Annotated in this window: 9 protein-coding genes and 1 riboswitch; of the genes, 3 read left to right on the forward strand and 6 right to left on the reverse strand. The window is 57.3% G+C overall.

All coding sequences use genetic code 11. The features are described from left to right. Positions 1–26: 26 nt before the first annotated feature. A riboswitch (guanidine-I (ykkC/yxkD leader) is annotated at positions 27–136 on the reverse strand. A gap of 135 nt (positions 137–271) precedes the next feature. Then, positions 272–1,279 (reverse strand): 3-dehydro-L-gulonate 2-dehydrogenase, encoded by a 1,008-nt coding sequence (gene yiaK / locus N909_RS0101710; RefSeq protein WP_051689444.1) that lies wholly within the window; start codon positions 1,277–1,279, stop codon positions 272–274. A gap of 546 nt (positions 1,280–1,825) precedes the next feature. On the opposite strand from yiaK, the gene N909_RS0101715 reads away from it, so the two are divergent. Continuing rightward, positions 1,826–2,686, forward strand: a complete 861-nt coding sequence (locus tag N909_RS0101715) for an alpha/beta fold hydrolase (RefSeq protein ID WP_051689445.1) — start codon at positions 1,826–1,828, stop codon at positions 2,684–2,686. Here N909_RS0101715 and N909_RS0101720 read toward each other — a convergent pair. From N909_RS0101720 to glpX, 3 genes are all read right to left on the reverse strand, one after another. Then, complete coding sequence (locus N909_RS0101720) at positions 2,683–3,351, reverse strand: class I SAM-dependent methyltransferase (RefSeq protein ID WP_029910445.1); 669 nt, start codon at positions 3,349–3,351, stop codon at positions 2,683–2,685. The genes N909_RS0101715 and N909_RS0101720 overlap by 4 nt on opposite strands. A gap of 121 nt (positions 3,352–3,472) precedes the next feature. Continuing rightward, complete coding sequence (locus N909_RS0101725; protein ID WP_029910448.1) at positions 3,473–4,255, reverse strand: MlaD family protein; 783 nt, start codon at positions 4,253–4,255, stop codon at positions 3,473–3,475. A gap of 256 nt (positions 4,256–4,511) precedes the next feature. Beyond that, a complete protein-coding gene (gene glpX / locus N909_RS0101730) occupies positions 4,512–5,519 on the reverse strand; it encodes a class II fructose-bisphosphatase (protein WP_029910450.1) in 1,008 nt (335 codons plus the stop codon). Positions 5,520–6,094: 575 nt separating this feature from the next. Here glpX and gltB point away from each other — a divergent pair. Continuing rightward, the gene (gltB, locus tag N909_RS0101735) at positions 6,095–10,657 is read left to right on the forward strand and encodes a glutamate synthase large subunit (protein ID WP_036682635.1); all 4,563 of its coding nucleotides are present in this window, start codon (positions 6,095–6,097) and stop codon (positions 10,655–10,657) included. Next, on the forward strand, positions 10,650–12,128 hold the full coding sequence (locus tag N909_RS0101740; protein ID WP_029910456.1) for a glutamate synthase subunit beta: 1,479 nt from the start codon (positions 10,650–10,652) through the stop codon (positions 12,126–12,128). Before gltB ends, N909_RS0101740 begins: the two co-directional genes overlap by 8 nt. A 111-nt stretch (positions 12,129–12,239) precedes the next feature. On the opposite strand, the gene N909_RS0101745 is transcribed toward N909_RS0101740, so the two are convergent. Both N909_RS0101745 and N909_RS0101750 read right to left on the reverse strand, forming a co-directional pair. Next, positions 12,240–12,686, reverse strand: coding sequence for a hypothetical protein (locus tag N909_RS0101745; protein ID WP_155005836.1), 447 nt, complete (start codon positions 12,684–12,686; stop codon positions 12,240–12,242). A gap of 243 nt (positions 12,687–12,929) precedes the next feature. Next, positions 12,930–13,550 (reverse strand): OmpW/AlkL family protein, encoded by a 621-nt coding sequence (locus N909_RS0101750; protein WP_051689446.1) that lies wholly within the window; start codon positions 13,548–13,550, stop codon positions 12,930–12,932. Positions 13,551–13,935: the final 385 nt, after the last annotated feature.

The raw sequence follows: 13,935 nt of genomic DNA on the forward strand, positions 1-13,935 counted from the left end.
TTGGCAATCGTCGCCAACCCTCACGAATCTCCCGGGCTTTTATCCCGCCGTGTACCCTGGCGCTGTTCACCGCCAGGAACGCAGCTCTCGGACCAGACACCCTGTTGTACGGATCGGAACCCTAGCTGCTCTTTGTATAGCTAACAGACCCTGCAGCAGCCATGCCAAAGCTGCAAAAGCCATAAAAAAGGCCTGAAGCCGAAACTCCAGGCCGCGACCTGCTGTTTTTTTCACCACATTGATTATTTATTAAGCAGATCAGCAATAAGTATTACAGCCGGAGAATTGCTTCCCAAAGGTCTGTTTCCACCGGGATGCCCGCCCGCAGGTTCTCCTGCCGGGTTGCCAGCATCCCCTGGCCGGGATAGCGAATGGCAGCACCTCCGTCCAGCGACGGAGTAGCAAGGAATTCAGCGATGGCGGTCTGTAGCTGCGCGTCAGCAGCACTCCCTGCCCGTGAGATGCTGTCGATGGCGATGAAGACCTGGGAGACTCCGGTTTCCGGGCCGCGGCGGCTGATCTCGGTGGTCGTATCACCAGCGCTGATCAGGGCGGCAAGCAGATCAAGGGCAAAGGCCAGCCCCGACCCTTTCCAGAAGCCGATGGGCAGGGCCCGACGTGATTGCAGGATGGCATCCGGGTCGGTGGTCAAGTCCCCATTCTGATCATAACCGCCAACCAGGGGGAGCTGTTCGCCACGCCGCCGCAGAACTTCGAGCTTGCCGTTGGAAAATTGACTCATCGCCATGTCCAGCAGGATCGGGCTCTCCCCGTTAGGAATGGCTATGACCAGCGGGTTATTGCCGATCTTTTTCTCAGCCGCGCCCCAAGGTGGGAGCAGCGCCATGGTATTGGTCCAGCAGATCCCGATGCAGCCGGCCTCGGCCGCAAGCAGTCCGTAAGTACCACCGCGCATCCAGTGGTTGGTGTTGCGCAAGCCAACGCAACCGATGCCATGCTCACGCGCCAAATGAAGCGCCCGCTGCATGGCCCGTTCGGCATTGAGCAGCCCGATTCCCCGCTGCCCGTCCCACTGTTCCATGGCCCCGAAGAATGACACCCGTTCGGACTCGGCCTTGATATCGACCAGGCCGCTTTTGATCGCTTCGACAAAAGCCGGAAAACGGTTCAGCCCGTGGGACGCCACGCCGTCACAGCTGTTCTGGGTGAAAATCTCCGCACAGCGCTGCGCTTTATCGGTTGCCAAACCTAGCTCAAGCAGGATACGGCTGAGTTCCTGCTGGATCTGGGCGAAAGGAAGACGTTGAATAGAGGTCATGGGTACGCTCCGCTGCAAAAGTAAGGGACGGCCGTGAATGGCGCTCGTTTAAGAGTCGATGGCAGCAAAACCGGGACTGTCCCCGCACGGGGGCTGTCCCAGGTCTTTGCGGTGCTAACCGCGACAGTTTCATGGCTCGCAAACTCTTGGGACAGCCCCCGAATGGCGCTCGTTTAAGAGTCGCTAGCAGCAAAACCGGGATTGTCCCCGCACGGGGGCTGTCCCAGGTCTTTGCGGTGTTAACCGCGACAGTTTCATGGCTCGCAAACTCTTGGGACAGCTCCCGATGACCCTGGGGACAGTCCCGAGTTTACTACAACATTGCTTCAAGGCTAACAAATGCCCTGTAAAAAGAAAACCGCTCTTTCCCCTGCACTTCAATGAGGCCCGGCAATCGGTCCGACGGCAACCAGGGCGACAAAAAATAAACCGCACAAAATGCCGCCGCTGGCCCGCTGCTGCGGTAAACTTAGCAACAGGAGACAGACCCAAAGCGGTTATGTTGATCGCTTTGTTTGCTTTTGAAAAAATGCGATGAAAGCTGTTATGTTCCTGACCAGTCTTATCCTGTTGCTGCTCGTGGCGACATTCTTCTACCTGATCCCGCTGTCGAGCCATTTCCTGCGCTACCTGTGGTGGCAGTTTACCACCGATATCCCGGTCCGCAGCGGTGTCGTCATCTCGGACAACAGCGCAATCCATTATCAGGTTTACGGCCAGGGGCAGCCGGTCCTGCTGTTGCATGGTGGCCTCAGCAACAAGCTGAGCTGGTTCTCTCAGCTGCCCGCGCTGGCGGATTGCGGCTATCGACTGATTCTGGTCGATTCCAGGGGGCATGGGCTTTCCGCCCTGGGGCAGGGTGAATTGAGTTATCGGCTATTGGCCAACGACGCGCTGGCCGTGCTCGATCAGCTACAGATCGGTCGGACCGATATTGTCGGCTGGAGCGATGGAGCCAATACCGCCTTACTCATGGCCGAACTCTGGCCACAACGAGTCGCCAGGATTGTTTCCATCAGCGGTAATTACGACCCTGCGGGATTAACACCCCTGGCCCAGCAGGACAACTTCGAATTGTCCACCGGGCTGAAGTACTGGCTGTATCGCTGGTGGACCGGAGCCGGGGCAAAGCTCAGCGAACTGGAGAAACGGTTGAAAAAGCTCTGGCGCAACGGGCCGAAGTTCAGCGCCGCCGACCTGCGGCGGATTACCGCACCGGTCCTGGTGATTGTCGGTGATCACGACATCGTCACCCTGGAGCATACCGAGCTGATGGCCCGGCTGCTTCCTGACAGCACCCTGAAGATTATTCACAACGGCGGTCACGCCACCCTGATGACCCATCCCGAGCAAGTCAACAGCCTGCTGCGTGAGTTCCTCAAAACCCCGGAAACGCACTGCCCTTAAGCAGCTGGCGGACGCTGATAGACCGCGAAGAAGTGCGGCACCGGCGGGTCCTGATGATCATCATAGGCAAGAAAGTGGGTCTCGAGCAAGCCGGCCCGCTGAAAGCCGTCAATTTCATCCCGGTCCAGTTCAATGGGAAAGGCCTGCGGATTCACGTCCCCATCGCGACTGCGGCAGGAGACCAGCACTTCTCCCAGCGGAGCGGCCAGTTCAGCAATGGCGACAATGGATTTGGCCCGGTTCTCACCACTGAGGATCTGGACCGTGTTGCATTCATAGACCAGATCAAAGCTGCGCCGCCATTGCTCAGGATAGTCAAACAGATCGGCCACCAGGTAGTCCACGCGACTGGCGGGGTAGCGCTGCCGGCACATGGCAATGGCGGAGGCAGAGATATCAAAGGCCACCACCTGATAACCGTACTGGGCCAGCAACTCGGCATCGTCGCCCAGACCGCAACCGATGGTAATGGCGCGACGACCGGGCGGAGCCGGGTTTTCTTCCAGCCAATCAACCAGCAAAGGGTTCGGTTCCAGGTCGGCCCAGTAAACTTTTTGAATATCGCCGTCGGCCCGGGCGTAAAATTCCTCGAACCAGCCGTCCGGATCACCCTGCGCGGCGTATTCTCTGGCCAACTGCCGGGTTGCGGTTTTTGCATCTTTCATGAGTAAACCTTTCAGGCTTGAAAAAGCTCCGTTGCGATGATGGTGGGGCCAAACAGGTAGCGCGGGGGACGGTCTGACCGGAATCCGAGCTGTTCATTGCTCCGGGCACCCGATTCGACCGTTAAACACTCAATATCCGCTCCAGCTCACCATCCACCTGCTGGGCCTCCTCGGTCTTGTGCTCCCGCTCCAGACGCTTCTTCAGCGCCTCCAGCTGCTGCCGCAACTGCGGCAGGACCTCTTCGCGAAGCTTATTTTGCAGTTCCTGCCCGGCACGGTTGAATTCTGCGACAAAAGCATCCAAGGACTGTTGCAGCTGCCGGAGCTCTTCTTTGTTGCGGGGAGAATTCAGGGATTGATCAAGATCGCGGAAATAATTCTCGATCTCGGTGAGGGAGCTTTCCAGCTGCGCGTTCAGACGCTGCGACCCTGCCGACAACGATCCCTGCAGGCTGGCCAGGGCCTGGTTGAGTTGTTTCGCGGCTTCGCTTTCGGCCTGCTGCAGGCTGCTGGCCAGGCGGTTGATCAGCCCCAGGCGTTTTTCGCCCGCCACGATACTGCCAGCGGCCAGGACCGTTCCGCCAGGGGGATCCTGTTCAATCACCAGGGCGGTCTGCTCGGCATCGGTCGGATCATAGGTCAGATAAAATCGGGAATGATCCGTGGCCACGCTGCGCTGATCCGGGTCGATGGCAATCTCGACCAGGTAATCGCCGTTCCGGGTGGAAGAAATTTTCTCCACTTGGCCAACCCGGGTGGACTGGTAATACACTGGAGCCCGGGGTTTCAAATTGTCCAATGAGTCGTAGCGAATTGACAAGTCCAGCGGGCCGTCCTTGCAGCCGGTCAGGGATATCATGACCAGCCCCAACAACAGCGGCCAGCCCAACTTCAATCTTTTCATTTCAAACTCCTTTACGGTGGATCGCCAAGCAGGCTATTTAAAAACAGTCTGTCGAGCCCAGGGATGGACTTTGTCAACGCCCGTTGGTCCATTATTGTCTATCGAAGGTTTTTTTTCCAGCGTCCAGGGGAGAACGACGGACAGAACAAGGCGCCCAATTGTCAGCGGCCGCAAACAGAAAAGGCCGCATAACGCGGCCTTTTCCGGTAACAGGGTTCAGACCGCCCTTGTTGCGGACTGCCTGGCTGGCTACAAATCACATGATAATATCGCGCACTTCCGGATCTTTGCGATCCAGGTAATGGATCGATTTAATGCGCCGGATGGTACGGGAGCGGCCGCGGATCACCAGGGTTTCGGTGGTAGCGATGTCACCTTTCCGACTGATCCCCTCAAGGAGATCCCCTTTGGTGATGCCGGTCGCGGCGAACACCACGTTTTCACTACGCGCCATATCTTCCAGTTTGAGCAGCTTTCCGGCTTCAACGCCCATTTCGGCACAGCGCTCCAGTTCTTTGGCACCATGGCGGCGGTTCTCTTCGGTGTCGCCTTTGACCTGATGACGGGGCAGCAGGCGCCCTTGCATATCGCCGTTCAAGGCCCGGATCACTGCGGCCGAGACCACACCTTCCGGCGCGCCACCGATACAATACATGGCATCGACATCGCTGTCGGGCATGCAGGAGAGGATGGATGCGGCGACATCGCCGTCCGGGACGGCAAAGACCCGCACGCCGTGCTGCTGCATCTCTGCAATGACCTGGTCGTGGCGCGGTTTGGCCAGGGTGATGACCACCAGTTCCTGAAGCGGTTTATTGAGAGCAATGGCGATATTGCGCAGATTTTCCATCAGCGGCTTATCCAGATCGATACACCCTTTGGCACCAGGGCCCACCACCAGTTTTTCCATGTACATGTCCGGTGCCCGCAGGAAACTCCCCTTTTCCCCGGCAGCCAGCACGGACAGGGCGTTGGACTGCCCCATGGCGGTCATACGGGTCCCTTCGATGGGATCGACGGCGATATCGACCTCATCGCCGCCGCGACCGACCTGCTCGCCGATATAGAGCATGGGTGCGTCATCAATCTCCCCTTCGCCGATGACAATCTCACCCCTGATCTCTGTTTTATTGAGCAGGCAGCGCATCACTTCAACCGCCGCTCCGTCCGCGGCATTTTTATCGCCCCGGCCCAGCCATTTGTAACCTGCCAACGCCGCCCCTTCGGTGACTCGGGAGAAGGCCATTGCTAAATCGCGATTCATTCGACAAACTCCATAAAAAAAGTATTGAAAATTCCGGCGCGAAATTCTAGCACATCTTAGCGAGAAGGTTGCCATTTTTAACCTGACCGCTGGGAATCTCCGAAAATTCTTTAGTCCAAACCGGTAAAAAGACATCAAGGCATCAGCGCAAAACTTTATCTTTTTGCTACCGTCTCAACCCGCTGCTCAAGCTTCCTCCCGCGCCAAAGCCATCTTCTACTGAACTGATTTTAGGTTCTTTTTCGCCACAGCCGCAGACATTGTCAAATCCCGCGAACCTCTCGATGCGGTTTTCCTCCCGGGATGCTGGCAGCAACCCATCAGAACCTTGAAGTCATGAATTTTGGACGACATTATCAGCAGATCTTTACTTTTTGCTGCAAAAAAACTAAACTGCTGCGAGATCCTGTCAGGAAGCAAACTTCAGGCAGACTAAAGTTCATCCGAGCATCACCCCCCCAACAAACTAAATAATAAGCCTTTACCGTTCCGGGAACCGTCTCTTGGCTTGTTGACTTTTTGTTCCTTTTTTCAGGAGCTGACTCGGGAAACCCATAAACGCAGGATAAGAACAGATGAAGACTACAGGCATGCCGCCCGCTCAGGGCCTTTACGATCCAGCCAACGAACACGACAACTGTGGTGTCGGCTTTGTCGCCAACATCAAAGGCCGGAAAAGTCATAGTATTGTTAAACGTGGTATTGAAATCCTCTGCAATCTGACCCATCGTGGGGCCGTGGGCGCCGACCCGCTGGATGGTGACGGCGCAGGGCTGATGATTCAGATGCCTGACGCTTTTTATCGCGAAGTCTGTGACTTCGAACTGCCGGCAGAAGGTGAATACGGCGCGGGAATCGTCTTTTTGCCCCGCAAGCAAACCGATCGTGAAACCTGCATCGAAGTCTTCAACCGCGAACTTCAGCGGGTCGGCTGTGCCGTACTCGGCTGGCGTGAAATCACCACCGACGGCAGCACCATCGGCCGCAATGCCCGTTCGGCGGAACCCCATGTCATGCAGGTCTTCGTCGGCCGCGGCAGCGTTGAAACGGCCCAGCTCGAACTGATGCTGTACCTGGCCCGCAAGCGCACCGAAAATGCCATCCGCAAAGATAAGCTGGCCGGAGACGAGATGTTTTACGTCTGTTCCCTGTCCAGCCGCACCATTCTTTATAAAGGAATGCTGCTGTCCGAACAATTGAACACCTTTTTCCCGGAACTGGATGACGAACGCCTGGTCAGTGCCATCGCCTTTGTCCATCAGCGCTACAGTACCAATACCTTCCCAACCTGGGATCTGGCCCAGCCGTTCCGCTATGTCGCCCATAACGGTGAAATCAACACCCTGCGCGGCAATATCAACCGGATGCGCGGGCGGACCGCCCTGTTCGCCCACATGGACCTGGCCGAAGGGGTGGCCGACCTGGACCCGGTGATCATCGAGGGGAGTTCAGACACCGCCTGTTTCGATAATGCTCTGGAGCTGTTGGTGGTGACCGGCCGCAGTCTGGCCCACTCTCTGGCCATGATGGTCCCGGAAGCCTGGGCCTCCAAAGCCAACCTCCACCCGCATGTCAAAGGTTTCTTCGAATATCATGCGACCATGATGGAGCCCTGGGACGGTCCGGCCAACATCGTGGCCTGCGACGGCAAACAGGTGGTGGCCATCCTCGACCGTAACGGCCTGCGTCCGGCCCGCTACTGGGTTACCGCGGACGATGAAATCATCTACGCCTCGGAGGCCGGGGTGCTGGATATCCCGCCGGAAAAAATTCTCCGCAAAGAGCGTCTGGCTCCCGGAAAAATGATTCTGGTCGATGTTGAAACCGGCGAGTTCCAGGAAGACCAGGAGATCAAACATGACCTGGCCGCAGCCCATCCCTATTCATCCTGGGTCAGCGAATACCTGATCCGCCTCGACGATCTGCCGGCCCCGGCCACCAAACGGGTCCCGGGACTCAGCGAACTGCGGCGGACCCAGGGCAGCTTCGGCTACACCCTGGAAGAAATGCGCATGATCATGGCGCCGATGGCCCTCAACGGGCAGGAACCGGTCGGCTCCATGGGGACCGACACCCCGGTTGCGCCGCTGTCCAAAAACAGCAAACTGCTCTATTGGTATTTTAAGCAGTTGTTTGCCCAAATCACCAACCCGCCCATCGATCCGTTGCGCGAAGAGGTGGTCATGAGCCTCACCCAGTACCTGGGGCCGGCGCGGAACATCCTGATGCCGGGACCGGAACACTGCCAGATGCTGGAGCTGGACCACCCGATCATCACCAACGATGTGCTCGAGCAGTTGCGCCACAGCGACCTGCAGAACTTCCGCGGCACCACCCTGAGTACCCTGTTCGACGCCCAGCAGGGTCCCGCCGGGCTGGAAAAACGCCTGGAAGAACTCTTTGTCGAAGCCGAGGTTGCCGTTGACGCGGGGCGCACCATTCTGGTGCTGTCCGACCGCGGAGTCTGTACCGAGAAAGCCCCGATCCCGGCGCTGCTGGCCCTGGCCGGCATTCATCACCACCTGATCCGGGCCGGCAAACGCAGCCAGTGCTCGCTGATCGTGGAAACCGGCGAGGCCCGCGAAGTCCACCACTTCGCCCTGCTGATCGGATTCGGCGCCGCGGCCATCAATCCATACCTGGCCTTCGAAACCCTGCAGGACATGGTCAACCAGGGCTTACTGCCCGGTTTTGATGGCAATGACCAGGCCGATGAAAATACCGACGTGGTCAATAAATATATCCAGAACTTCATCAAGGCCGCGGGCAAAGGCCTGCTCAAAGTCTTCTCCAAAATGGGGATCAGCACCCTGCAGAGTTACTGCAGCGCGCAGATTTTTGAAATTGTCGGCCTGAATGAAGAGTTCACCGGCAAATACTTCCCCGGAACCGCCAGCCGCATCGGCGGGGCCGGAATCACCGAAATCGCCACCGAGAGCTTGCTCCGCCACCGGGTCTCCTTTACCGACCAGATTGACATCAACCGTGACCTGGAGCGGGGTTCAGAGTACCACTGGCGCCGCGACGGCGAACTGCACCTGATGAATCCCGAGGTGATCGCCTTGCTGCAGCACGCGGTCCGCTCCGGAGACCGTGAAGAGTTCAAGCTCTTCTCGCGGATGGTCGATGATCAGAGCGAACAGCTCTACACTCTGCGCGGCCTGTTCAAATTCAAGAAGCTGAATCAGCCCGTGCCATTGGACGAAGTCGAACCGGCCAGCGCCATTGTTAAACGTTTCTGCACCGGGGCCATGAGCCTGGGGTCGATCTCGAGCGAAGCCCATGAGACCCTGGCCATCGCCATGAACCGCATCGGCGGCAAATCGAACACCGGTGAAGGGGGCGAAGATCCGCGCCGTTATACTCCGGACGCCAACGGCGATCTGCGCCGCAGCGCCATCAAGCAGGTGGCGTCCGGCCGCTTTGGGGTCACCCCCCACTACCTGGTCAACGCCGACGAGCTGCAGATCAAAATCGCCCAGGGCGCAAAGCCGGGTGAAGGCGGCCAGCTGCCGGGTCACAAAGTCAGTGAATATATTGGCGAGCTGCGCTACAGCGTGCCCGGTGTGACCTTGATCTCACCGCCGCCGCACCATGACATTTACTCCATTGAAGATATGGCCCAGCTGATTTTCGACCTGAAAAACTGCAACCCCGAGGCCGATATCACGGTCAAGCTGGTCAGCGAAGTCGGTGTCGGTACGGTTGCCGCCGGGGTCAGTAAAGGGCACGCGGAGCGGGTCATCATCTCCGGCTATGACGGCGGAACCGGCGCTTCGCCGATCTCCTCCATCAAGCACGCCGGCATGCCCTGGGAGATCGGCTTGGCCGAAACCCAGCAGACCCTGGTCCTCAATGACCTGCGCGGCCGGATTATCGTGCAGACCGACGGCCAGTTGCGGACCGCCCGGGACGTAGTCATCGCGGCCCTGCTCGGGGCCGAGGAATATGCCTTTGCCACCGTCGCCCTGGTTACCGTCGGTTGCATCATGATGCGCAAGTGTCATCTCAACACCTGCCCGGTCGGGGTTGCCACCCAGGATGCCGCTCTGCGCGGCAAATTTGCCGGCAAACCCGAGCATGTGGTCAACTATTTCAACTTCCTCGCCGAAGAAATCCGCGAACTGCTGGCTGAACTGGGTGTCCGTTCGCTGGATGAGCTGATCGGCCAGACCCAGTACCTGGAGATGGATCAGGCGATCAAACACTGGAAAAACCAGGGCCTCGATTATTCACGGATTCTGGTCAAACCCGAGGTCGCTCCGGAGGTCGCCACCCGGCGTATTCAGGGGCAGGATCACGGCCTGGACAAACAGCTCGATCACCAGCTGATCAACCTTGCCGCACCGGCCCTGGAACGCAAGGAGCAGGTCACCATCGACCTGAACATCCGCAACTCGAACCGGACCTTCGGCACCATGTTGTCAGGGATGGTCGCCAAACTGCACGGCCGCGACGGCCTGCCGGACGGCACCATCAATGTCAACCTGCGCGGTATTGCCGGGCAGAGTTTCGGCGCCTTCCTGGCCCCCGGCATCAACCTGCACCTGGTCGGAGAAGCCAACGACTATGTCGGCAAAGGGATGGCTGGCGGCCGCATTGTCATCCGCCCGGACGAAAAAGCACCCTTTGTCTGGCATGAGAACTCCATTGCCGGCAACACCGTCCTTTACGGGGCGACCGGCGGCCAGGCCTTTTTTGCCGGCAAAGCCGGCGAACGCTTCTGTGTCCGTAACTCGGGCGTGACTGCCGTGGTCGAAGGGACCGGCGATCATGGCTGCGAGTACATGACCGGCGGCCGGGTGGTCTGCCTGGGCATGACCGGACGCAACTTCGCAGCAGGAATGTCGGGTGGCTTCGCCTATGTCCTGGACGAAGACAACCGTTTCCGGCGGCGCTGCAACCCGGCCATGGTCGATATCGAACAGATGTCTGCCGATGACGAAGATGTCGCGTGGCTGAAAGAGACAATTAAAACCCACTATGAACTGACCGCCTCACCACGGGCTGCGGAAATCCTGGCAGCCTGGGATGAACAACTGACCCGCTTCGTGCGTGTCTTCCCTCACGAATACCGCCGGGTACTGGCCGAGACAGCAGCCAAGGCGAATACGATAAAGGAGGCCGTCCATGGCTGATCCTCGCGGATTTATCAAATACGGTCGCCGTGACAAGACCATTCAACCGGTCCAGGACCGTTTGCATCATCACGACGAACACTATAACTACCCGTCTGAAGAAGAGGTCAAAACCCAGGCAGCCCGCTGCATGGATTGTGGCGTCCCCTTCTGCATGAGCGGCTGCCCGTTGGGGAATCTGATTCCGGAATGGAATGACCTGGTCTACCGGGGTCAATGGCAACAGGCCCTTAAAGCCCTGCATGCCACCAATAACTTTCCGGAATTCACCGGCCGGGTCTGCCCGGCCCCCTGTGAAACCTCCTGCGTGCTGGGCATTAATGAACCTCCGGTGAATATCAAGTTGCACGAGGTCTCGATTATCGACAAGGCCTTTGAAGAAGGCTGGATCGTACCGCAACCGCCTGTGCGCCGCAGCGGTAAAACCGTTGCCATCATCGGCGGCGGGCCGGCCGGACTCGCCTGTGCCCAACAGCTTAACCGGGCCGGTCATCAGGTCACGGTTTATGAAAAGGCGGACCGCGCCGGGGGCTTGTTGATGTACGGCATTCCCCACTACAAACTGCGCAAGGAAAAAGTCCAGCGGCGGATTGATCTGCTGATTGAAGAGGGGGTCAATTTCCACTTCAATTGCGAGGTCGGTCACGACACCCCGTTTGCAAAAATTAAAAAAGCTCACGATGCCGTGGTCATAGCCACCGGCGCTGAAGAGCCACGCGACCTGCCGGTAAGCGGCCGCGACCTGGACGGGATTCATTTTGCCATGGAATTCCTGCCCCAGCAGAACCGCGCCAATTGGGGCGACAGCGATGTGGCGGCCCTGCATCCGAAACATCAGCCGATCAACGCCAAGGGGAAACGGGTGATTGTCATCGGCGGCGGCGACACCGGCTCCGACTGTATCGGCACTTCGATCCGCCAGGGCGCCACCAGCGTCATCAACTTCGAGCTTCTCGGTCAGCCCCCTCTCGACCGGCTGGAGTCAAACCCCTGGCCGCAATGGTCACGAATTCTGCGAATCAGTTCCTCCATGGAAGAGATGCAGGTCATGGGCGGCGACGTTCATTATGAAATCATGACCACCCGGTTTATCGGCAGCGGTCGGAAAGTCACCGGGCTGGAAACGGTCAAGGTTGACTGGTCGAGCGGCCGTCCAGAGAAGGTCGCCGGCAGTGAAAAGATCTGGAAGTGTGACCTGGTCTTGTTGGCCATGGGCTTTCTGGGACCGCGACCGGCCCTGATCGAACAGTGCGGCTGCGTCACCGACCCGCGCTCCAATATTAAAACCGATCAAAAGACACGGATGAGTTCGGTGGACGGCGTGTTTGCCGCAGGCGACAGCCGCCGCGGCCAAAGTCTGGTGGTCTGGGCCATCAGCGAAGGGCGCGAAGTCGCCCGCTGCGTCGATGAATATCTGACCGGCGCGCCGAGCCTGCTGCCCAAGGTCCGTCTGGAGACCTTCGTTTATTGATAGTGAGATAGTGAATTCAGGTTTCATATTGAACCGGCAACAAAACAGCGTCCGCAATTTCAGAATGCGGACGCTGTCTTTCTTTAGCCATGCTTTATGAAGTCACCCAAACTACCTCTTGCCCGTCGAGCGGAAAATGACGATCGTCTCTTTGCCAGCGGCGCTCAACCTCACCATTTTCAACCGGTACCCGTCAAATCCCTTATACTTATGCCGGGTTCCGTCCTGCCTGAGGAAAGAGATACTGTCATTGTCGACGCTGATCTCTTCTACCTGGCCCGGCCAGTGATCGCCAAAACTTCCGATTTTGAGATAGCCCGCGGCCCGCTGATCCGCAATCAGGTCATCCAGGGAGAGATAGCGTTCAGCCAAGGCCAAGTGACTTTTGGCTGTTTCGGCAACAGCATCACTCTTCAGTCCTGGCTCAGCACTTCCACCCGGCAAGACATGACCGACCGGATCAGAGGTGATGCGCTGCACGGACCCGAAGTCAAAATAAGCGATCACAAACATGACCGCCAGAAATCCCCCCAGTATCTTTAAAGTCCATCCTCGCATGGCTCAAAACCATCGCACGCTGTTTGCAATCAGGGTCACTGGTCGTGTCAATGTATAATGATCGGTCACAGGGGGGCAATTTATTAATCAGCAGCAAACGGATAACGATTAAGAAAGAGGCAGTTTCTGAGTGACTTAGTGCAACAGAGGTGGTGACAACAGGCGAGAAACTACCCTCCCCGACCAGAGGCCGGGGAGAATAAAGAGAGCAAAACCTCAGCGGAGGGCGCCGCGGCAGAAAGTCTAGAACCGGTACCCGACCCCGATTCCGACCACCAGCGGGTTAAGATCCAGATCGTATTTCGTCCCGGCAATATCCATCTCGGTTTCAAGATTGAGATACTTGAGATCCAGGTTGGCATACCAGTCGTTGCCCAGGGCAAGGTCAACGCCGACCTGGGCAGCCCAGCCCAAGCTACTGTCGATGCTGAAGTCATTGGTCAGATTGAGTTTTTCTTTAAACGGGATCACATAGTTGATCCCGGCCCCCACGTAGGGACTGATTTTGCCGTCGGGCATGAAGTGATATTTCAGAGTCAAAGTCGGCGGCAGCAGCCAGGTACTGCCGACATAGTCGCTACCCGCGGTAATGTCATGCCGGCTGACACCCAGGATCAGCTCGGTAGAGAGGTAAGGTGTAAACCAGTACTCCAGGTCAAGTTCCGGAGTCAAATCCTCGGAAACGTCCAGATCGAGACTGGACAGGGCACTGTCAGCTTTGGCATCAGGGAAGATTCCGAGCCCCCTGACCCTGACCCCAAATTTTTTGTACTCATCGGCGGTGGCAGTTCCGGCCAAAAAGCAAACCATAACGGTAATAATTGTAAGCCCAAGCAATACCTTTCCGTGCCATTTCATTGTCATGTTCCTCTCCTTTGGATGTTTTACCTAGTTAGACATAGTGTCTGTGCAGGCGCCCTCCCCTGCCCTCCTTCTTTCAGCCTGAATCACGGTATGAGAAAAACGGGTTGACCATCAATTAATGACAATTTTAGTTATATTTTAGACCGTAAATAACCGGTCTTCCTGGTGACATTTTTTAACGCACGGATAGGCTCAAGACATACAATTGGCAGTCTTTAAATATTACTATTTTTGTATGAATTTACCTGATATTTCTAGACCTTAACGGCCTTTCTGTCAAGTCATTTTTTGAGATTTCAGGTATTTTTTACGCTAACTCAGGGGGGAATCTTTTGAGAGATCCAAAATTTTAGCACTATGGGGAGCGGATGAGTTATCTGTTCCA

It is taken from the genome of Pelobacter seleniigenes DSM 18267, from assembly GCF_000711225.1.
Classification (GTDB): Bacteria; Desulfobacterota; Desulfuromonadia; order Desulfuromonadales; family Geopsychrobacteraceae; genus Seleniibacterium; species Seleniibacterium seleniigenes.